Origin of the sequence: Pseudomonas arsenicoxydans, from assembly GCF_006438915.1 — a bacterium.
Classification (GTDB): Bacteria; Pseudomonadota; Gammaproteobacteria; order Pseudomonadales; family Pseudomonadaceae; genus Aquipseudomonas; species Aquipseudomonas arsenicoxydans_A.
The window spans coordinates 482,278-504,185 of record NZ_RCZE01000001.1 but is presented as its reverse complement, the minus strand read 5'-3'; the positions used below and the strand labels follow the sequence as shown (position 1 = coordinate 504,185).

Genomic DNA, 21,908 nt, shown 5'->3' with positions numbered 1-21,908 from the left:
AATGTGGGGTTCGCGCTTAAGTGAACAGCATTACGCTCATGGCGGGTCTGTGGCGAGTGCCAGTGGGGTCACTTAAAGAACAACGAACCGGCAAGCCGGTGATTGATTTCCGCGCGATAAATTTCAATGGACTGACGATTATCGACCGCACCCGGTTTTTCGTAGGCCCCGCCCAACCGCCGCTGCTCCAAGGTCTTCAGGTGAGCGGCGGTAAAATCGTGCCTCGCGGTTCCGGGCTCTGGATAGTGGAAATGTGCATACCAGAGCACTGCGCGGGTTTCCTGATCACGGATCTCGTATTCATCCAGGTAGTCCTTGCGCGCGCCTTTCAAGCGGCGACGCCCCTGGATCCTGGTCACGGTGACCAGGTCTTTGCTGTGCAGCCATTCAACCCGGCCAGCGGTGGGCGGTTGCCGTTTGGTCATGCTGATGCGGATATCGCGCCCTTTTTTGTACAGGTCGGTCGCCGCATCGTTGAGTTTTTTGGCCACGATGACGGCTGATACCGGTCCCTCGTCGGTCGCGTTGTGGTCGGTCAGGGCTTTCTCGATTGCGCCGCTGGCGCTTTCCATCCGGTTGGCCTGCTGATGAAACATCTCCTCGATTTCCCAAGGTATGCGCTGCACGCCTTTTGAGTGACCTTCGGTTCGACGGATGAAGGCCGCCAACTGTCCCAGTAACGCTTCGCCGTTCTGAACACTGATGTCCAGCGAGGGGTTGCTGGCCATCGGCATGCGAGAGTTGGCCGATAGCTGTTCTACCCAGACGCCGGGGGTTTTTTCATGAAAGGTGGCGATGACCTTGCCGGTTAGGGGGGACGTTACGTCTACCAGGTCGGTGTCGGTTTCGCTCGCGCGTGTTCTTGATTTGCCGACCACGGCCCCCTTGAACCGCGTCTTGATCAGGCGTTGTGGCGCGACGACTGGCCGGGAGGGCCCGGGTGTCGGTTCGAGGGATTTGCGCTCATGCAACAAGCTCGTCAGCGTGTTCACGGCACGTTCGTTGAACACCTCGATGCGCTGCCGCATCAGGTCCACTGATGGTTGCAGAAGTTGTCCTGGATACTCATCTGGCAGGTCAAGAATTCGTTGGTCGATGGTTGCGAACTGCTCTACCAGATCGCTGAGCCCGTCGATTTGAACAGCCAGCTCCAGGGTGTGATCATCCTTTTCGAGGTCCAGAGATGACTGAATGGTGAGCCCGGTGTCTTCGACAAGCTCAACCAGTGCCTGACGGGCCGCATCGGTGGCGAGGGTGCCCGTGTCGTTGAGGCATAGCTCTTGAGCGAGGCTGATCTGAAACAGCTTCAGATCTTGCAGATCAAAGGTTGGCAGGGTCGAGGTGTACTCCGCGCCGATTTTGGCGGCTTCTTTGCCCAGTCGTTTCAGCGCTTCGATCCGGGCCTGGGCGAACTCTATTTTTTCGATAAACCCCTGGGTCAGATCATGGGTCTGCTGATGCGTCTGCCGTGGGGTTTGACTGTGTTCGACCGTCTCGTTATCCAGCAGGGCCAGTGAACGGCGCATGTAAGTGCCAAATACCGAATGTTGTCGATGGAACCACTTCTCCGTCAGCAATAGTTGATGGTCCAGGCAACTGATCATGACGGGGCGGAAGTTGGGAATCGACTCAAGCGCATTGAAGGCTTTGAGCTGTTCAATGTAGACCTCGTAGACCGCCAGCTGCGTGTTCAGCGTTTCAATCAGTCTGCGGCCATTAGGATCCTCGACGCCTGGGGCCAATGGCACGGCGGCTGCCTCTGCCTTTTCAAGCGCCGTTTTCAGCGCGACTTTGTGTGTGTCGAAGGTGGACAGTTGCTGTTTCAATTCGACTTTTCGTCGTTCATTTTCCCGCACCAGGTCTTTGCGGCTACGGCCGCCGCCACGCAGTCTCAAGCGCGTGTCGATAAACCACGATCCTGCCGCGGAGTGAGTCAGTAGAGGCCCGGTGCGTGTCGGGGTCGAGCGCGTATCGATAATTTGCACGTCCACGTTATCGTTGAGCATGACTTCGAACCAGCGTTTTCCGACCGGGGCATACCATTTCTGGTTGAGAGCGCTCAAAAACTGATGAGGCCCCACTTCCGTCGAAGGACTCGCCAGTCCTTCAGGTTTTGCGAGGGCCAGCCCGTCAAGCAGAGGCCCAAGGCCCGTACGTGCGACGGCGCCTTGGCTGTACAACGACATGTCGTGAGTCGTCGGTAACGACTGTGCAACTGTATCGGGCAGTTGGGTTATGGCGATTTTGGGGGCGGGCTCTGTCACGGGTTGCTTTTGCGGTGTGACGGACTCTTTTTCGAGCGCTCGCGATACCGTTTTGTGGCGGGTTGCCGCGAGATGGGCCAGCACCATGCCCAGAGAAAGAAACAGGTCGGTCAACGCCGCCCATGTATGTTCACTGTCGCCCCTTTCACTGGCTTCATTCGCCTGATGCAAGTCGTCCATGACTTGCCAGATCCAGGCCGCTGCACCGGCCGTTCTTCCCATAAACGGCAGCGCGATATTGAACAGCATCCAGGCGCCTTGCTTGAGCGTCGCCCAGCGATTTTGCGCGTTGGATACCGACTGCCGATCCGCCAGGGTGATCATCGCGTTGGCATTGGCGGTGAACAACGTGTCCAGTGAGGGGTCGGCAAGCGGTGTCGCAGCCAGCGTCACGGCGCCCATCATGCCGAGGGCTGACGTTGGGTCGACCAGCCATTGCGACAGCGTCCAGGCAGAAGGCAGCTGACCCGGGAAAACGTACTGCGAATAGTTGAAACGCACATCGTCGGGTAACCAGGCGAGGACTGACTGGCGAAGTGTCTGGTTATGTTTGATCGCGTACAGCAGATTGGCTTCGCAGGGGTACTGCAAAAGCGGGTGATCCAGCAGCGGGCGAAAGAGCAGGCAAGGCCCTGTGTCGGCAACCCGTGGGCCGATCACGAACATGTTGGCGACTTCATCGGCCTTGCCATCGGTGCGCCCACCGGGAATAAAAGCCAACGGGCGAATGACAATCTCCAGGCCATTCACATAGCGCTGGTCGGCTTTTCGCTGCATCGCGGCGACCACATATCGGTAACCCTGATCGTCGATGCCGGCCTCACCACGAATTTTGCATTGCAACGTTTGGAGCGGTAACTGGATGCGCAGGTGGCTGGTAAAAAGACCTTGTCGCCGCTGCATTTCCAGGGTGTCACCCAGCAGGGTGCTTTTGATCAGGTCGGGGTAGATTTTGCCGATGTTTACGCGGGTGACCAGTTCTTCCAGGTAGGCCGGGGTCATCCATGATTCAACGGCGCTGCCGTCGGTATGGCGAACGGTCTTGTTGCCCAGCGGCACGGCAATCAGGTTTTGCAGGGCCAGGTCGGTCAGTGACAGGTTGACGGTGTCTGTCTTGCCCGGTACGGCAATCGCGCCCAGGATTACCGGGCTGATGATGCTGAGTTCAACAGTCTCAAGCTTCAGGTCGGTGGCTTCTGGATGGTCTTTCAATAGCTGTTTTTTCAACGCTTGCAGCGTAAACACCGGCAACGGTGGAAGGTCATCCAGGCATGACTTTCCGGCGTGTTGCTCCCGCAGCAGGGCCAGGTCCATCAAATGTCGGCTGTAGCGAGTCAGGTCCGCAGGGGGGGCATTGCTCAGCCAGTCGGGTAACAAGCGCTGAACCTGGCTGAAGTGATCCTCGTGAGCATCCTTGGGATTATCGGCGGTGGCATTGACCTTGGGCCCCGGAACACCTGTCGGGATCATGTCAGTGAGCCGACCGATGGCCTCGAGTTCAATTGCAATCAGCGCACAGGCTTGATGGTCGAAAAAGTTGCCGGGGGGTTCATACAGACGCCACTTTAATAACTGCGAAGTGGCGGTTCTGGCAACGCGACCGGGCAGCGATTCACCGAATGCGTCGAGTGAGTCGTAGTGCTTGAAACCCTCGGTGATCGAGTGGGTTATCACCAGCGTGCGCGCGCCCACTGACCCTACCAGCACCGCGATGTCCAGAATTCTCAGGTGCTCGCCCGACTCGTCGACGTCGACCAGGCAAGCCCTGGTTTTATACGTGTCGCGTCGCTGTCGAATGGCCTGCTCGGGATACGTAAACAAGGCCAGTACCATTGCCTTCTGGTCCGCGTCCCAGTCTGAAAGCGGCTGAGGCTGCCAGAGGTTGTGCAGTGAGTCCGAGAGCTGATACCAGCGGGGTGTCGCGTTTTCGATCGGCTGGTTCCAGTAATCGAGTTGCTGCTCTTGATAAGCAACGAACAGTAACGGGATCAGTTGGTTGATCAGTCGTCCGATGGTATCGATCTTTACCGGGAGCTGGATCGACGGATTGACGCCCGGTTGCAGGGTCAGGAAATGCTCGCCGTCGAGGTAAGTTACCGTCTTTGCCGACAGCGTGGACCTTACCAGCGCATCGGTGAGTGACTCGTAACGGCTGTCGCCAGGCGTGACCTGGCCGTTGATGATGTGCCAGGTGGGCGTCACGACCATGGCCTGGGCGGGTTCGATGTTCAGACTTGGGTACGCAACGTCGAGCACCGCGCGCAGTGCGTTTGACGCCACTTCCCTGATCGAGGGACCGGTGACCAGTTGGCTCAGGATATCTTCGGGGCTGGTAGGGGGAGTATCGGGCATGGCCATTTCCTTTGTGCCAATGAGGACGCTGGCCGGTGGGCAGCGCTGTATCGGGGCAAGGTAGAGGGCCGTCACGGGTGAGAGGTGGTAGATAGTTATCGCCGGCAAAAAAAACCCGCCAACGGGCGGGTCGATGTTCAGAGGAGGTAATCAGGTCCCGGATTTGATTTTGGTCCAGGCCCGGGTGCGTGCACGTTCGGCGTCGCGCGGCAGCGGTTGCAGTGTATAGAGCGTGCTCATCGCTTTTTCGGTCGGGTACAGGTTCGGGTTGTTGCGGATTGCCGGGTCGACCAGTTCGGTGGCGTCCTTGTTCGGGTTTGGATAACCGACGAAGTCACTGACCGGCGCGATCACCTGCGGTTGCAGAAAGTAGTTGATGAAGGTGTAGGCGTCTTCCGGGTTCTTCGCGCCTTTGGGAATCGCGAGCATGTCGAACCAGATCGGCGCGCCTTCTTTAGGCAAACGCATGTCGACGATCACGCCGTTCTTGGCTTCCTTGGCGCGGTTGGCGGCCTGGGAGAAGCTGCCGGAGTACCCGACTGCGACGCAGATGTCACCGTTGGCAATGTCGGCCATGTACTTCGAAGAATGGAAGTAAGTGATGTACGGACGGATCTTCATCAGCAGCGCTTCGGCCTTGTCATAGTCCGCCGGTTTCTTGCTGTTGGGGTCGAGGCCAAGGTGTTGCAGGGCCAGCGGCAGGATCTCCGACGGCGAGTCGAGCAGGGCGACGCCGCATTGCTTGAGCTTGCTGATGTTCTCTTCCTTGAAGATCAGGTCCCAGCTGTCCACCGGCGCGTTGGCGCCCAGCACAGCTTTGACCTTGTCCGGGTTGAAGCCGATCAGGATGGTGCCGTACATGTACGGCACGGCGAATTTGTTGCCCGGGTCGTTGGCTTCGATCAGCTTCATCAGCTTCGGATCGAGGTGATTCCAGTTCGGCAGCTTGCTGCGATCCAGCGGCTGAAACACGCCGGCCTCAATCTGCTTGGCGAGGAACACGTTGGACGGCACCACGACGTCGTAGCCGGAGTTGCCGGTCAGGAGCTTGGCTTCCAGCGCTTCGTTGGTGTCGAAAATGTCGTAGACCAGTTTGGTCTGGGTGTTCTGGGCCTTGAAGTCTTCCAGCGCCTTGGGGGTGATGTAGTCGAACCAGTTGTAGACGCGCAACGTTCGCTCTTCAGCATGAACCGCGCCACTGAGCACCGTGGCGCACAGGGTGGGGATGATAAAACGCTTGAGCCTGTTCATTGTTCTAATTCCTCATTGGGCGCTTTCAAAACCTTCGAGAACGTTCACGGCGTTGATGCCGATTTCTTCTACCGCGTAACCGCCTTCCATCACGAACAGCGTCGGCTTGCCGAGACGCGCGATGCGTTCGCCCATGGCCAGGTAATCGGGGCTGTCGAGTTTGAATTGGGAGATGGGGTCGTCCTTGAACGTATCGACGCCCAGGGAGACGACGACAATGTCGGCGCCGTAGTTTTCGATTTTTTGGCAGGCCTGATCCAGCGCTGCACTCCATGTGTCCCAGCCGCTGCCTGCGGGCAACGGGTAGTTGAAGTTGAACCCTTCGCCCGCGCCTTCTCCGGGTTCGTCTTCATAGCCGAGGAAGAACGGGAACTCGGCTTCCGGGTGGCCGTGAATCGAGGTGAACAGCACGTCGCTGCGCTCGTAGAAAATCGACTGGGTGCCGTTGCCGTGGTGGTAGTCGACGTCGAGGATCGCGACCTTTTTGTGGCCCTGATCGAGAAAGGCTTGAGCGGCGATGGCGGCGTTGTTGAGGTAGCAATAACCGCCCATCAAATCGCTGGCGGCGTGGTGTCCCGGTGGACGGCACAGGGCGAAGGCACTGCGGGCGCCACGTTGAATTTCCGCCTGCGCAGTCAGCGCTACTTGCGCCGCGCTGTACGCGGCTTGCCAGGTACCGGCGGTGATCGGTGCGCCACCGTCGAAGCTGTAATAGCCGAGCTGGCCGTGCAGGCTGGTGGGTTTGATCGCGCGCAGGGTGCGGGCCGGCCAAGTGTAGGGCAGCAAGTCGCCGTCGGTGTTGAATTCGGTCCAGCGTGCCCAGGCACCTTTGAAGAAGTCGAGGTAGTCACGGCTGTGGATGCGCGCGATCGGGTCGAGACCGAAATCCTGTGGCGCTTCGACCGGGCCGAGGTTCTGGTTCTTCACGCGTTGCAATACATGGTCGGCACGCGACGGCATTTCGAAGCAGGGCTTGAGTTGCCCGTCTATCAATTCGCAACGGCCGTGGTGCAGGTGGTGATCGTCCGAGTAGATCGTCAGCATTTTCTTGTTCTCCGCAGGCTGATTCGGTTGAACACAGTCTTGCGGCAGGCGGCGCTTGGGAGAACGGCAGGAAAGGCCAAAAGGGGATTTATATGGCCAAAAGATTTGACCGAAATTCGCCCCTTATTGGCGCGTCAGCGCCCCGGCCTTGGGCATGGAATACAGAACCCTGTGGGAGCGGGCTCGCGAAAGAGGTGTGTCAGTCAAATCAATGTCAACTGATACGCCGCCTTCGCGAACAAGCCCGCTCCCACAGGGGTTACCGGTGGGGTCTGAACTGACTCGGTGCCACACCACTCCAGCGCACAAACGCATGCCGAAAACTGGCGGTCTCGCTGAAACCCAGTGCCTCGGCAATCCGGTAGATCGGCAACTGGTCTTCGCAGAGCATTTGCTTGGCCTGCTCAAACCTCAGCTCATCGAGCAGCTCCTGATAGCTGCACCCCGAATCCTTGAGGTGTCGACGCAAGGTCCGCGCCGAACAATTCATCTGGTCGGCAAGCCCCTCAAGCCCCGGCGCGGCATTCAACTGTGCGTTGAGCAACTGCCGAATCCGCCCCAGCCACGCCTGGCGACCGGTGAACTCGGTGTTCTGCTTGCGGCAGCGTTCGGCCATGGCCTGATGGGTGATGACATCGGCGAGTGGCAAGGGCTGGTCGAGCCAGTTACGATCGAACGCAAACGCGTTGTCCCGTGCCTCGAAGCTCAACCTGCAATCGAAATGCTCGGCGTAAGTGGCCTGATAGTCCGGCGCGGTGTGTTCGAAGCGTGCGGCCAGCAGCGGTAGTGGGTGACCGAGCAGGTCGTCGCAGATCACTTTCAACGACACCAGACAGAATTCGGCATTGAACACGGCCATTGCCGGGCTCTCCCGGTAATCCGCCGCGACGAACCAGACACGCTCGCCGTCATCCTCCAGGCTCAGTTCGAAAAGTGTTCCCAACAGCGCCGGATAGCGAATCGCCAAGCGCAAAGCGTCACCGAAGGTGGCACTGGTGAGCAACGCGTAGCCGAGCATGCCGTAGCACGAAACGTGCATTCGCCGGCCCAGTTCCAGACCGATGTCACGCTTGAGCGCGACCGCGTTGGCGCAGACTTGCATCTCCTGATTGGTGGTAATGCGCGTGTCCGCCCGGTTCAGGTCCACCGCGCTGATGCCGCTTCCGGCGAGCAAGTCCTCGCTGGACAGGCCTTGGTCCTTGAAGGTGTTGAGCACCAGGGAGACGGCGTTGAGGGTGGTGAGGTGGGAGTGGAGCATGGGTGGCTTCCAGCCGAGGGATGTTGGAATAGAGCAAGTTACATGCCTGACGGGGATCCTTGTGGGAGCGGGCTTGCTCGCGAAGACGGTGGCACATCCAACAATGATGTGACTGATATACCGCATTCGCGAGCAAGCCCGCTCCCACAGGTTTTGTGTGGTGTCAGACGAGTTCGCCGCACAGGTCGAGTTCTACGAGTCGACGCACGTCTGGGTTATCCAGACCCGCACCCAACAGCGCATGCAACTTGCCAAACGCCGCCTCACGGGTCATGCCGCCACCCGACAGCACGCCGACGCCACGCAAACGGCTGCCGGCCTCGTACACGTCCAGTTCAACACCACCTTCGTGGCACTGCGTCACGGCGACAACCACAACACCTTTGTCCCGCGCACGCTCCAGGCTGGCGAGAAACTCAGGGTTATCACTCGGCCCGGTGCCGCTGCCGTAGCACTCCAGCACCAGACCCTGAATGCCGCTGGCGAGCAGGCCATCCAGAATCTCGGCGCCGATGCCGGGGAACAGCGGCAGTACGGCGACTTTCGCCAGTTGCTTGGGCTGGTTGTAGGTCAGCGGTGTCGGCAGGGAAGCCGCCTTCACACCACCTCCCTGTCGCTCAAGCCGCTTGAATGGGTGGCGACCGAAACTGCGTACTTTCGCGCAGCGGGTCGGGTCCAGTAGTTCGCCGTGGAAGTACAGATGAACACCCGGCGCCAGGCCATGGCCAAGGGCAACCAACGCACCACTGAGGTTTTCCCACGCATCGCTGTCGGTCACGCCGGCAGGGAGCATTGAACCGGTGAAACATACGCGGGCATGCAGGCCGAGCAATTGAAAACTCATGGCCGCCGCGCTGTAGGCGAGGGTGTCGGTGCCGTGCAGGATCAGCACGCTGTCGCAGCTCTGCGCATCCACAGCGTCGACCACGGCTTCGCGCAGTTGCTGCCAGTACGTCGGCGTCATGTTGGCGCTGTCGATCAGCGGCGACATCTCGCGAAAACGCCACTGCGGTACCACCAGCTCAGGCTGGCTGTGCAGGTATTCACGCATCCGTGCTTCGAAACCGGACGCCGGCGCCAGGCCGTGGGCGCTGGCCTGCATACCGATGGTGCCGCCGGTGTAGAGCACCATGACGTGCTGGGCGGCAGGGTAGGTCGAGGAATTCATGAGGGTTCTCCGAGAACAATGACATTCCTAATGTGGGAGCGGGCTTGCTCGCGAAAGCGGTGTGTCAGTCAACGATGATGTTGAATGTTACGACCTCTTCGCGAGCAAGCCCGCTCCCACATGGGGTTTCTCACTTTAACCGATCAGCGTTGCGCTGCGGGAACGCCTTGCGGCTCGGCTTCAGCCTGGGCAGCAGCCGCTGGCGGATTGGCCGGCCAGGCTTTCAGGTCCAGGTCCAGATCCGGGAACTTGCTCGAATCGAACACCGGGGTCTTGATCCCGGCAGCACGCTGGTCATCGTAGTCACGCAGGATGCGCATGCCGACCTTGAACAGCAGGAACAGCGCGATCAGGTTCACGAACGCCAGCAGGGTCATGGTGATGTCGGCGAAAGCGAACACGGTGCCGAGGTTTTCGATCGCGCCCCAGAAGATCAACACCAACACCAATGCGCGGTAGCCGATCAGTGCCTTGCGGTTTTCACCGATCAGGAAACGCAGGTTGCTCTCGCCCAGGTAGTAGTTGTAGAGAATCGAGGTGAACACGAACAACGACAGGGCCACGGAAATGAACATCCGGCCCCAGTCACCAACGACCGCCGCCAGCGAGTTCTGGGTCAGGGCAATGCCGTCGCCTTCGAAGCCCGGGGTGTAGAAGCCCGAGAGCAGGATCAGCAACGCGGTGCAGGTGCAGATCACGAAGGTGTCGAGGAACACGCTGAACGCTTGAACGACACCCTGTGCCACCGGGTGCTCGACCGACGCGACTGCCGCCACGTTCGGCGCACTGCCCAGGCCTGCTTCGTTGGCAAACACGCCACGCTTCACGCCCATCACAATCGCGCTGCCGATCAGACCGCCAAACGCCTGGTCGAGACCGAACGCGCTTTTAACGATGGTCATCAGCATCGCCGGTACGTGGTCGAATTGCAGCACGATCACATAGATGGTCACGCCGATGTACACCAGGGTTTTCACCGGCACCAGCAGGTCGGCGACTTTGGCGATGCGCTTGATCCCGCCGATGAACACCAGGCCCAGCAACACCGCCAGGGCCAAGCCTGTATAGGTGGTGTCGAGGCCGAACGCGTTGTTCAGCGAATGGGTCACGGCGTGGGATTGCAGGCCGTTGAAGGCAAACCCGAAGGTCACCAGCAACAGGAACGCCATGATCATCCCCAGCCAGCGTTTTTGCAGGCCGTGCTGGATGTAATAGGACGGGCCGCCACGGTAAGTGCCGTCGGAATCGCAGCGCTTGTAGAGCTGGCCGAGAGAGCATTCGAAGAAGCTGCTGGACATGCCGACCAGTGCGGTCACCCACATCCAGAACACCGCGCCTGGGCCACCCAGGGTCACGGCGATACCGACACCGGCGATGTTGCCCGCGCCGACGCGGCCGGCGAGGCTGAGCATCAGGGCCTGGAACGAACTGAGTTGCCCGGCGCTGCTTTTGAGGCTGTCGCCGAAGACCGCGAACATGTGGAAGAAGTGACGCAATTGAACGAAACGCGAGCGGATCGTGAAGTAGCTACCGAGCCCGACAATGAGCACGATCAGTACTTTCCCTGAGAGGAAGTCGTTAATGACTTCGAGCATGGATTATTCCTCGCTGTTTTTTGTGTAGGCAAATGCTGGGCGGATCGAAATATCGCGTTACACCGGTTTGCGCGCGGCAAAACAGATGAGGCGATAGTTCGTCCCGATTTCATATTGCGGGTTTGTTATTAGTTCGGGTTTCGCATGGGTTTGGGCCTCGTTACCGACGACCGCTCACGCGAAGAGGGGCGGCACTATACCTATGAGCGTGCCGTCCGTCTGCACGGTTGTGGTGCAAGAATCGAAACGAAGTCCTTTCTCTTGTAGGCGCATGGCTTGCCAGCGATGGCGATCTTGAGGGCGCCATCGCCGGCAAGCCGTGCTCCTACAGAAGTCGAGCCAGGCACGACCTATACGGTCGAGCCGGCAAATAATTAAAAAAAAGGGCTTGGGGAATAAATCCCCAAGCCCTCAAAAGGTGAGAGGTGTCTAGTCCCTCGACCTGGTGAGCGTGGCGCTTCGTGCTCTTCGTTAAAAGAGCAAGCGCCGGCGTTGCGTTCGGTTAAGCCTTCAGAGGCACCAGACGCGGCGCAATCATGTTTTCCGGGCGCAGGATGTCGGCAAGCATTTCGTCGTCGAGCAAGCCTTCTTCGCGCACCAGTTCCAGCACGCCGCGGCCGCTTTCGAGGGCGATACGGGCGATGCGGGTGGCGTTTTCATAGCCGATGTAAGGGTTCAGTGCGGTGACCAGGCCGATCGAGTGCTCGACCAATTCGCGGCAGCGCTCTTCGTTGGCGGTGATGCCGACGATGCAGTGCTCGCGCAGCATGTCCATGGCGCGTTGCAGCAGACGGATCGAGTCGAAGATCTTGAATGCGATCAGCGGCTCCATCACGTTCAGTTGCAGCTGGCCGCCTTCGGCCGCGATGGTCAGGGCCAGGTCGTTACCGATGATCTGGAACGCCACCTGGTTAACGGCTTCCGGGATAACCGGGTTGACCTTGCCTGGCATGATCGAGCTGCCTGGCTGACGCGCCGGCAGGTTGATTTCGTTGATGCCGGTGCGTGGGCCGCTGGACAGCAGGCGCAAGTCGTTGCAGATCTTCGACAGTTTGACTGCGGTACGCTTGAGCATGCCGGAGAACAGCACGAAGGCGCCCATGTCGGACGTGGCTTCAATCAGGTCGGCCGCCGGAACCAGCGGTTGACCGCTGATCAGGGCCAGACGCTGAACGGCCAGGTGCTGGTAACGCGGGTCGGCGTTGATGCCGGTACCGATCGCGGTGCCGCCCAGGTTCACTTCGGTCAGCAGTTCCGGTGCCAGTGTTTTCAGGCGCGCCAGATCTTCGCTAAGGGTGGTGGCGAAGGCGCGGAATTCTTGACCCAAGGTCATTGGAACGGCGTCTTGCAGCTGGGTACGGCCCATTTTGAGGACGTGGTTGAACTCGACACCCTTGGCGGCGAACGACTGGATCAGGCTGTCGAGGCTGGCCAGCAACGCGTCGTGACCCAGCAGCAGACCCAGACGGATCGCAGTCGGATAAGCATCGTTGGTCGACTGCGCCATGTTCACGTCGTTGTTCGGGTGCAGGTATTGATATTCGCCTTTCTGGTGACCCATGGCCTCCAGTGCGATGTTGGCGATGACTTCGTTGGCATTCATGTTGGTTGAAGTGCCAGCGCCGCCTTGAATCATGTCTACCACGAACTCTTCGTGGAAATCGCCGCGTATCAAACGTGCACAGGCTTCGCTGATGGCAGCGTGCTTGGCTTCGCTCAGGTGACCCAGTTCGCGGTTGGCGTCAGCGGCGGCCTGTTTGACCATCGCCAGACCGACCACCAGCTTCGGGTAATGCGAAATCGGAACGCCCGAGAGGCGGAAGTTATTCACCGCTCGCAGGGTCTGGATGCCGTAATACGCTTGAGCAGGTACTTCGAGTACGCCAAGCAGGTCTTTTTCTGTGCGGAAAGATGCAGCGGAGGACATGATAGAAATCATCTCGATAGGGACCCGGTCTGTGCCGGAACACTGCAAATGCTAGGCTTGTGGAGAATTTTCGGCCAATGCTGTTAAGCACTGGCCTATGCACATTCGGCATAATGCCGATGTGACGCCGCGTGTGCGGCGAGCGTGTGACCTAAATTGGTGCGTGTCCGGGAGGACGTGATGAATCTGGAAAGTAAATGGCTTGAGGACTTCAGCGCCCTGGCCGCCACTCGCAGCTTCTCCCAGGCTGCGGAACGCCGCTTCGTGACACAACCGGCCTTCAGCCGGCGGATCCGCAGCCTTGAAGCCGCGCTGGGGCTGCAACTGGTCAATCGCTCGCGCACGCCCATCGAGTTGACGGCGGCGGGGCAATTGTTTCTGGTGACGGCGCGGACAGTGGTCGAACAGTTGGGCGAAGTGCTGCGCCATCTTCATCACCTCGAAGGCGGGCAGGGCGAAGTGATGCAAGTCGCCGCCGCTCACTCATTGGCGCTGGGTTTCTTTCCGCGCTGGATTGCGCAACTGCGCAACGAAGGTTTGAACATCGCGACGCGCCTGGTCGCGACCAACGTCGGCGACGCGGTGCATGCCTTGCGCGAAGGCGGTTGTGATTTGATGCTGGCGTTCTACGACCCGGATGCGGCGTTGCAGATGGACCCGGAAATTTTTCCGTCTCTTCACCTTGGCCACACCGAGATGCTCCCGGTGTGCGCAGCGGATGCGGAGGGCAAACCGTTGTTCGATCTGGAAGGCGAAGGCAGCGTGCCTTTGCTCGCCTACAGCGCCGGCGCGTTTCTCGGCCGCTCGGTGAACATGTTGCTGCGCCAGCGGGCGCTGCGCTTCACCACCATTTACGAAACCGCCATGGCGGACAGCCTGAAAAGCATGGCGCTGGAAGGGTTGGGCATCGCCTGGGTGCCGCAACTCAGCGTGCGCGCAGAACTGGCGCGCGGTGAACTGGTCGTCTGCGGCGGCCCGCAATGGCATGTGCCGCTGGAGATTCGCCTGTATCGCTGTGCATTGGTGCGCAAGGCGAATGTGCGGTTGTTGTGGCGCAAACTTGAAGGTGGCGCCGCAGCGAGCGCTTGAGGCGCCATAGGGCGCGAGCGTTATCTCGTGCCCTATGGCAAGTTTCAGTACCGGCTGTCGACATAGTCCTTTATGCGTTTCCTGTTGCCTTCGCTAAAGACGAAACAATTCGATCGAACGGGCAAGGGTTCGAACATGAACGTTTCGCACCACCAGCCGTTATAAAGTACTTCGCCTTCTTTATGGGCGGCATTGAACGTATGTCCCAGTTCATGCCCGATCGCCTGTTTGAAATCGAGCGAAGCAATGGCGGCCGTTCCGGGTTCGTTTGCGATACCGCCCACGCCGCCAAATACCGGGCCACCGCTAATGAAGTCGTTGGTGATCAACAGTATTCGGTCATTGCTTGAGATTGGGAATTCATTGAGGTCATGTCGTAGTTTTCGATACTCCCACGCGAGCTTTTTCCAGCCTTCAAACATGTTGCTTTGGTCTTCAGACTTATAGTTGAAGTTGGTATAGGGAGGTCTGTTTCGATCAAAGATAACCTGAATTTTTCGACCGGTAATGTTCTCGAATTCAGCGGTGAAAGGGCGGATATGATCTACGTAGGTCGTGCTTCGTTTCGCGGCTGGGACATCGTCGTGGAAAATCGCAAAAAGCCGGATGGGACTCGCAGGGTCATCGTTAAGTTTGTTTGGAGTATCGACAGCGTGTGCGCTCAAGTGAATCATGAGTGCGAGGATAAAAGTAATGATAGGTTTTGATAATGCGTACATGGATTTGTCTCGTGAGGGTGTCGCTCTCGGTCAGTTTTAAGAGGGCAATGTCTGGTTTTTGTTAGTGGTGCTGAAATAGGTTTGGCATTACTTGGTATTTTTTCGGAAGGCGGTACGTGCAGGACCTTCGAATAAATAACCAACGTTTATTGATTTATATCAGCGGGAGACCTGTCGTTTATCCCCGCAGAAGAGCGCAGGATATCGCTCGTTCCGTCGCAATCTGGAGGCGGCGCTGCTTGCCTTGCTGCTCAGATGGGTAAAAGACAGGTCAATGCCTTTCACCCAGGGATAAATTGTTTTTTGCGGATCTCAGTCGAATTGACTGAGATAGATGCGAATATTGTCGCGGTTCTTTTCGCTGAAATGGTAGTAATTACCTCGAACCGGAGAGTTAACGTCATATTTCATAATCGTGTCATGCCACCAGCCGTTGTAGACGATATCCGAATCTTCATGGGTGGCACCGAACATATGACCTATTTCGTGAGCGGGCGTCAGGTAGGAATCGATCGTCGCCATTGCGCTCTGACCTCTATTGGAAGCGATTCCCGCGACGCTGCTGTTCATTCCGTTACGAGTGAGTAATAGAAATTTGTCCAGGTTAGGATTGAAAGGGAATGTTGTATCCGCTTTCGATTTCAGTTCTTTAACCTTGTTTTCCCAGCCGCGAAGGGCCTCTGCAGCGTTTTCATTTTTGTAGTTGTAATTGGTCATTTTCGGAGTTGTGGATTGAGAGTTGAAAATAACCGTAACTGCGCGGCCGGATATGTCTTCAAGTTCGGTCTCCAGCCAGGAGAAGTAGTTGTCATAGAGCTTGCCTTTATCGTGATCATTAAGATCGTCGTGGATATAAACGAGTAAAAGAATAGGCTTTTTGGGGCGATCAGGTTGACCATCATTTGCCAGCGAACGTCTGTGTCGCGCTGGCGTCAGCGCATCATTTTGCGCCACTTCATTTTTTTCAATGTTGCCATCTTTAATTTTATCGATGGTCTGACTTGTTTTGCCTTTGTTCACGTCATAGTCCTTTATGTACTTGCCGCTGGAGAGCGGTGGGTTGTTGTTTGTCTGTGGGTAACAATGTTTGCGGTTGTGGTGATACGGGGTTTTTAGTTATGGGGTGTTTTTATTTGAAGTTATAAGTTAAGTTTGGTCGCATGGCGTGGCAAGTTTCAAGTTGTTCAGTAATGTGTCTGAAGAGTTATCGGCGTTAGAACTCGGAGTACAAAATAGTTATAGGCTTTTGCGCTATAGAGGCCAATGCGACTGCCACGGCCAGGCGTTTTTTTGGTTGACTTCCGAGTCAGCAATCGGGGCTTTTAGTGATCCATGACAGATGGTCGGCCAAGGGGCTTTTTATCGGCTTCATTGAGGTATACTGCGCGGCCTTCGGCCGGTGTGACTGGCCATAATTCGTACAATCAAGCCACGCATTTTGCGTGGCTTGTTGTTTTTTGACGCGCCTGCGGGCGCCCAGAGAGAAGAGGCACGACGATGAGTGCACTGGTTGGCGTGATCATGGGCTCCAAGTCCGATTGGTCCACCCTTAGCCACACCGCCGATATGCTGGAAAAGCTCGGCATCCCTTACGAGGTGAAAGTGGTCTCTGCCCACCGCACCCCGGATCTGCTGTTCCAGTACGCCGAAGAGGCTGAGGCCCGTGGCATCGAGGTGATTATCGCCGGTGCTGGTGGCGCAGCCCACTTGCCAGGCATGTGTGCGGCCAAGACCCACCTGCCGGTGTTGGGCGTGCCGGTGCAGTCGGCAATGCTGTCCGGCGTCGACTCGCTGCTGTCCATCGTGCAGATGCCGGCGGGCATCCCGGTTGCGACCCTGGCCATCGGCAAGGCTGGCGCGATCAACGCCGCGCTGCTGTCGGCGAGTATCCTGGGCGCCAAGCACCCGCAGTTCCACGCGGTGCTGAAAACTTTCCGTGCTGAGCAGACAGACAGCGTCCTGGAAAATCCAGACCCACGCATCGCCTGAGGTTGTTGACGATGAAAATCGGTGTAATCGGTGGCGGCCAGTTGGGTCGCATGTTGGCGCTGGCGGGCACCCCGCTGGGTATGAACTTCGCTTTCCTGGACCCGGCGCCGGATGCTTGCGCAGCCGCGTTGGGCGAACACCTGCGGGCCGATTACGGCGATCAGGATCACCTGCGCCAGCTGGCCGATGAAGTCGATCTGGTGACCTTCGAGTTCGAAAGTGTCCCGGCTGAAACCGTGGCGTTTCTGTCGCAATTCCTCCCGGTCTATCCGAGCGCCGAAGCGCTGCGTATTGCTCGTGATCGCTGGTTCGAGAAGAGCATGTTCAAGGACCTGGGGATTCCCACCCCGGCGTTTGCCGACATTCAGTCGCAAGCCGATCTGGATGCCGCAGTGGCTTCCATCGGTCTGCCGGCCGTGCTGAAAACCCGCACCCTGGGTTACGACGGCAAGGGCCAGAAAGTGCTGCGAACACCTGAAGATGTGGTCGGCACTTTCGCCGAGCTGGGCAGCGTTGCCTGCCTGCTGGAAGGCTTCGTGCCGTTCACTGGTGAAGTGTCGCTGATCGCCGTGCGTGCTCGCGATGGCGAAACCCGATTCTATCCACTGGTTCACAACACCCACGACAGCGGCATCCTCAAGCTGTCCGTGGCCAGCACTGATCACCCGCTGCAAACCCTGGCAGAAGACTATTCCAGCCGCGTGCTCAAGCAGCTGGATTATGTCGGCGTCATGGCGTTTGAATTCTTTGAAGTTGACGGTGGCCTCAAGGCCAACGAAATCGCCCCGCGCGTACACAACTCCGGGCACTGGACTACCGAAGGCGCCGAGTGCAGCCAGTTCGAAAACCACCTGCGGGCCGTTGCCGGTCTGCCGCTGGGTTCGACGGCCAAAATCGGTGAGAGCGCGATGCTTAACTTCATCGGTGTTGTACCGCCGGTTGAGAAGGTGATCGCGATTGCCGACTGCCATCTGCACCACTACGGCAAGGCGTTCAAGACCGGTCGCAAGGTCGGTCACGCCAACCTGCGCTGTGCAGACCGCGAGACGCTGGCGGCACAGATCCTCAAGGTCGAAGCACTCATCGCCGAATAAATAGTTTCATGTGGCAGCGGCGGAACCATTCAGGGGCCGCCGTTCTCTCATGGCAGGATGCCAAAGTCTGACTAGGCTTTGGCTAGGTGTCCTGTCTCACCCATACGGTTGGTGAGACAGGACACAGCCATTCAATCAGAGGGAAATGCCATGGGAATTATCGGAACCATCTTTATCGGCTTGATCGTCGGCCTGCTGGCTCGGTTCCTGAAACCGGGCGATGACAGCATGGGCTGGATCATGACCATCCTGCTCGGTATCGGCGGTTCGTTGGCGGCCACTTACGGCGGCCAGGCTCTGGGCATCTATCACGCGGGCGAAGGCGCAGGCTTTATCGGTGCGCTGGTGGGCGCGGTGGTGTTGCTGGTGATCTACGGCCTGATCAAAAAGAACTGATCCAAAGCGACAAAGCCCCCTCTGCGCCGCATGCAGAGAGGGCTAGAATGCTCGGCGACTTATCGCCCTTCCTTTACCGAGCACCTCAATGCGCCGTCTTCTGTTGACTCTCCTTTTCCTGGGCAGTGGTTTGGCCCATGCCGGCGAACTGCCGGAAACCGATTGGCTGGAACTGATGCCCAAGTCGGATCAGAAAGCCCTCGAAGCGATGCCCGAAATCGACCACAACTCCCCTGAAGGCGATGGCACCTTTACCGCCAAGGGCGGCATGAGGCAGAGCAAGGGCTTGCCGGCGGTGATGTATTCGACCAAGACCGTGCCATCGATGAACGACAAGAACATCCGCATCGGGGGTTATCCGGTGCCGCTGGAGTCCGACGCCAAGGGCCGCAGCACGCTGTTCTTCCTCGTACCGTACCCGGGCGCCTGCATCCACGTGCCACCGCCGCCACCAAACCAGTTGGTGCTGGTGCGTTATCCGAAAGGGTTGAAGCTGGATGACATCTACACGCCGCTGTGGGTAACCGGCACGTTGAAGATCGAGAAGGTCAACAACGACCTGGCCGACGCGGCGTATGCGCTGGACGCGGCGAAGGTGCGAGTGGTGAAGGAATCAGATCTGTAGAGATTCAAATGTGGGAGCGGGCTTGCTCGCGAAGAGGGAGTGTCAGTTGATATTAATGTCACCTGACACACCGCATTCGCGAGCAAGCCCGCTCCCACATTGGTTTTGCAGTGTTAGAGGGATTTGCTGGCGATGCTCACGCCTAGGGTATGGCTTGCACCCGGCGCCAGCGTCACCACATCACCCATCACATTCGCCGTCTCGATGCATAGCATGCGCTGCCAGCCATCGTCGGCCATGTCGCTGAAAGCCTCCGCACGTTCGATCCACGGGTTCCAGATCACCGCTGCGCGCGACCCGCTGCTGGTCAGCTCGATCCGCCGTTCCCACGCCGGATCGACGATGCTCAGCGTCGTCGGGGGATCGAGGTAAATGCGATCGGTCTCGCCGGTAAAAAGCAGGTCACCGGTCTGAGTGACAGTTTTCCAGTCATCCAGCGTTTCGATGTAGCTCAAGCCATCCAGCCCTTCAACGTGCACGTTGCGTACATCGCTGACCGCGAAATAGCTGTGCAGCGCCTGGCTGAGGGTGACGGTGTCAGTGCCTTGGTTGTGGCTGGTCAGGCTGATATGCAATTGCTCATCCAGACGAATGCTCAGCTTCAAATCCACCTGGTGAGGCCACTCCGCAAAGCCACCTTCAGGGTAGGGCAGGACAAATTCCACCTTCAGGCTTTCGCCTTCGGCCTCGATGCCGCCCAGCTCCCAATCCATCGCCCGGACAAAACCGTGGGCGCTCGGCGCTTCATTGCTGACGCGCATCGCCTGAACGCTCTGCGGGTTGCGTGCGAAGTTGCCGAACCACGGCCAGCACACCGGCACGCCGGCGCGGATGCTCTTGCCGGTCTTGAACACGGCCTCGTCGTTGAGCCAGATCAGCGGCGGTTGGCCGGCCAATTGATAACTGAGGATGTGCGCGCCTTGCTGGGCGACCAGCAATTCGGCCTGACCGTGGCGGATGCGCCAGCAGTTCAGTTCGTCCAGTTTCACGGCTTCAACGTTGGGCGTGTTCATGGGGCAACTCTCGATCGGGAACAATGACTGCAATGGACCGCAAAACCGCCGCGGCGTTTAACGCGCGCGAGGCGGAACCGAGCGAGTACGGCCGCTGCCGTCGATGGCGACGAACACAAACACCGCTTCAGTCACTTTACGCCACTCACTGGACAGCGGATCGTCGCTCCAGACCTCGACCATCATCTTGATCGAGCTACGGCCGATTTCCAGGGCCTGGGTATAAAAGGAGAGCTGAGCGCCCACCGCAACCGGGACCAGAAACGCCATGCGATCAATCGCAACCGTCGCGACGCGCCCGCCAGCGACTTTGCTGGCCATGGCGGTGCCGGCCAAATCCATCTGCGCCACCAGCCAGCCGCCGAAAATATCGCCGAAGCCGTTGGTTTCGCGAGGAAGCGCGGTGATTTGCAGGGCCAGGTCGCCTTGCGGGATTGGATCTTCTTGTTCGAGCTCTATCATGCCGGGGGTGCCTCTGACCCGTGACTCTTCGTTGGTACTTCAGGTGAATAGCCGCTTTCAAGAAAAACGATTCAGCCCCGAACATACTACGTTCGTCACGTTTTTCTAAGGCGCCTAAAGGGAAACTCTGCGAAATCGACTGGTAGAGCCAGCAGCGTCTTCGCACAGCAACCCTTTCAAACTGTTGCAAGATCCCGAGTATATCGGTCGGTAGACTCCGAGACGACCGCCGGGTTCTCATTTTGACCGTCAAAAACGCACCTCTATGTGCTTTTTCGAACAATTTGTTATGGTGCCGGACCTGCCCAAGCCTCCGCCAGCGTTGTTGAGGTTGCAGATTCGACTATAAGAGAAGCCCTTGCCATGACCACAGCGCCCTCGAGCATCGCGCAGCCGACTCAACCCGCACGTCCGTTGACTCGTAACGACTACAAGACTTTATCGCTGTCTGCCCTGGGCGGTGCGCTGGAGTTCTACGATTTCATCATCTTCGTGTTCTTCGCCACGGTGGTGGGCAAACTGTTCTTCCCGGCGGACATGCCCGAGTGGCTGCGTCTTATGCAGACCTTCGGCATTTTCGCTGCCGGCTACCTGGCGCGGCCATTGGGCGGCATCGTCATGGCGCACTTCGGCGACCTGCTGGGGCGCAAGAAGATGTTCACCCTGAGCATCTTCATGATGGCGGTGCCGACCCTGATCATGGGTTTGCTGCCGACTTACGCGCAGATTGGCATGTGGGCACCGATCCTGTTGCTGCTGATGCGGGTGATTCAAGGCGCGGCGATTGGCGGTGAAGTGCCGGGCGCGTGGGTCTTCGTTTCCGAACACGTGCCGCAACGGCATATCGGTTACGCCTGCGGCACCCTGACCAGCGGTCTGACGGCGGGTATTCTGCTGGGCTCTTTGGTCGCCACGGCGATCAACAGCCTTTACACCCCCGTGGAAGTCTCGGATTACGCCTGGCGGATCCCGTTCCTGCTCGGTGGCGTGTTTGGCCTGTTCTCGGTGTACCTGCGCCGCTGGCTGCACGAAACCCCGGTGTTCGCCGAACTGCAACTGCGCAAAGCCCTGGCCGAAGAAGTGCCGCTGCGCGCCGTGTTGCGCGACCATCGCGGGGCGATCCTGATTTCCATGCTGCTGACCTGGCTGCTGTCCGCCGGCATCATCGTGGTCATCCTGATGACCCCGACCGTGTTGCAGACCGTTTACCATTTCTCGCCGACCACGGCGTTGCAGGCCAACAGCCTGGCGATTGTGTTCCTGAGCCTGGGTTGTGTGACTTCCGGCGCGCTGGCGGATCGCTTTGGTGCCGGGCGGGTGTTCGTGTTTGGCAGCGCAGCGCTGCTGATCAGCTCGTGGACGTTCTATCACAGCCTGTTCAATCACCCGGACTGGCTGTTCCCGATGTACGCCTTGACCGGTTTGCTGGTGGGCACCATCGGCGCGGTGCCGTACGTGATGGTGAAGGCCTTCCCGGCGGTGGTGCGGTTCAGCGGGTTGTCGTTCTCGTACAACCTGGCTTACGCGATTTTCGGTGGTTTGACGCCGATGGTAGTGACGTTGCTGCTGAAGGAAAGCCCGATGGGGCCTGCTTACTATGTGGCGATTATTTGCGGGGTCGGGATTGTGGTGGGTGGGTATCTTTGGAAGAAGGGGCGTTAA

17 protein-coding genes are annotated in these 21,908 nt (G+C 58.6%); 6 read left to right on the top strand and 11 right to left on the bottom strand.

Features of this window, described 5'->3' with window-relative positions; translation table 11 throughout:
* Positions 1-68: 68 nt before the first annotated feature.
* The 7 genes from EAH78_RS02325 to aspA all read right to left on the bottom strand — a co-directional run bounded on the left by EAH78_RS02325 (position 69) and on the right by aspA (position 12,859).
* Positions 69-4,616, bottom strand: coding sequence for a DUF6543 domain-containing protein (locus EAH78_RS02325; RefSeq protein WP_140664991.1), 4,548 nt, complete (start codon positions 4,614-4,616; stop codon positions 69-71).
* 150 nt (positions 4,617-4,766) lie between these two features.
* On the bottom strand, positions 4,767-5,867 hold the full coding sequence (locus tag EAH78_RS02320) for a polyamine ABC transporter substrate-binding protein (RefSeq protein ID WP_140664988.1): 1,101 nt from the start codon (positions 5,865-5,867) through the stop codon (positions 4,767-4,769).
* Positions 5,868-5,879: 12 nt separating this feature from the next.
* A complete protein-coding gene (locus EAH78_RS02315) occupies positions 5,880-6,911 on the bottom strand; it encodes a histone deacetylase family protein (protein WP_140664985.1) in 1,032 nt (343 codons plus the stop codon).
* Between the two features lie 259 nt (positions 6,912-7,170).
* Complete coding sequence (locus EAH78_RS02310; RefSeq protein WP_140664982.1) at positions 7,171-8,169, bottom strand: AraC family transcriptional regulator; 999 nt, start codon at positions 8,167-8,169, stop codon at positions 7,171-7,173.
* Between the two features lie 163 nt (positions 8,170-8,332).
* Positions 8,333-9,337, bottom strand: coding sequence for an asparaginase (locus EAH78_RS02305; RefSeq protein WP_140664978.1), 1,005 nt, complete (start codon positions 9,335-9,337; stop codon positions 8,333-8,335).
* Between the two features lie 143 nt (positions 9,338-9,480).
* Positions 9,481-10,932: an alanine/glycine:cation symporter family protein gene (locus EAH78_RS02295; protein ID WP_140664975.1), complete on the bottom strand. Its 1,452-nt coding sequence runs from the start codon at positions 10,930-10,932 to the stop codon at positions 9,481-9,483.
* 502 nt (positions 10,933-11,434) lie between these two features.
* The gene (gene aspA / locus EAH78_RS02290; RefSeq protein ID WP_140664972.1) at positions 11,435-12,859 is read right to left on the bottom strand and encodes an aspartate ammonia-lyase; all 1,425 of its coding nucleotides are present in this window, start codon (positions 12,857-12,859) and stop codon (positions 11,435-11,437) included.
* Positions 12,860-13,039: 180 nt separating this feature from the next.
* On the opposite strand from aspA, the gene EAH78_RS02285 reads away from it, so the two are divergent.
* Complete coding sequence (locus EAH78_RS02285) at positions 13,040-13,948, top strand: LysR substrate-binding domain-containing protein (RefSeq protein ID WP_140664969.1); 909 nt, start codon at positions 13,040-13,042, stop codon at positions 13,946-13,948.
* Positions 13,949-13,992: 44 nt separating this feature from the next.
* Here EAH78_RS02285 and EAH78_RS02280 read toward each other — a convergent pair whose 3' ends face one another.
* Entirely contained in the window at positions 13,993-14,667 is a 675-nt protein-coding gene (locus tag EAH78_RS02280) for a hypothetical protein (protein WP_140664966.1), read from the bottom strand.
* Positions 14,668-14,979: 312 nt separating this feature from the next.
* On the bottom strand, positions 14,980-15,687 hold the full coding sequence (locus EAH78_RS02275) for a reprolysin-like metallopeptidase (protein ID WP_140664961.1): 708 nt from the start codon (positions 15,685-15,687) through the stop codon (positions 14,980-14,982).
* Between the two features lie 477 nt (positions 15,688-16,164).
* Between EAH78_RS02275 and purE the strand changes: the two genes are divergently transcribed.
* The 4 genes from purE to EAH78_RS02255 all read left to right on the top strand — a co-directional run bounded on the left by purE (position 16,165) and on the right by EAH78_RS02255 (position 18,771).
* Positions 16,165-16,656: a 5-(carboxyamino)imidazole ribonucleotide mutase gene (gene purE, locus EAH78_RS02270; RefSeq protein WP_007971731.1), complete on the top strand. Its 492-nt coding sequence runs from the start codon at positions 16,165-16,167 to the stop codon at positions 16,654-16,656.
* A gap of 11 nt (positions 16,657-16,667) precedes the next feature.
* A complete protein-coding gene (locus EAH78_RS02265; protein ID WP_140664956.1) occupies positions 16,668-17,750 on the top strand; it encodes a 5-(carboxyamino)imidazole ribonucleotide synthase in 1,083 nt (360 codons plus the stop codon).
* A 150-nt stretch (positions 17,751-17,900) separates the two neighbouring features.
* Complete coding sequence (locus tag EAH78_RS02260; protein ID WP_027926291.1) at positions 17,901-18,146, top strand: GlsB/YeaQ/YmgE family stress response membrane protein; 246 nt, start codon at positions 17,901-17,903, stop codon at positions 18,144-18,146.
* 88 nt (positions 18,147-18,234) lie between these two features.
* The gene (locus tag EAH78_RS02255) at positions 18,235-18,771 is read left to right on the top strand and encodes a DUF3299 domain-containing protein (RefSeq protein ID WP_140664953.1); all 537 of its coding nucleotides are present in this window, start codon (positions 18,235-18,237) and stop codon (positions 18,769-18,771) included.
* Positions 18,772-18,884: 113 nt separating this feature from the next.
* Here the strand turns inward: EAH78_RS02255 and EAH78_RS02250 are convergent, their stop codons facing one another.
* Complete coding sequence (locus EAH78_RS02250; protein WP_140664950.1) at positions 18,885-19,784, bottom strand: D-hexose-6-phosphate mutarotase; 900 nt, start codon at positions 19,782-19,784, stop codon at positions 18,885-18,887.
* 57 nt (positions 19,785-19,841) lie between these two features.
* Positions 19,842-20,246, bottom strand: a complete 405-nt coding sequence (locus EAH78_RS02245; protein WP_007942704.1) for an acyl-CoA thioesterase — start codon at positions 20,244-20,246, stop codon at positions 19,842-19,844.
* A gap of 363 nt (positions 20,247-20,609) precedes the next feature.
* Between EAH78_RS02245 and EAH78_RS02240 the strand changes: the two genes are divergently transcribed.
* Positions 20,610-21,908, top strand: coding sequence for an MFS transporter (locus tag EAH78_RS02240; protein ID WP_140664947.1), 1,299 nt, complete (start codon positions 20,610-20,612; stop codon positions 21,906-21,908).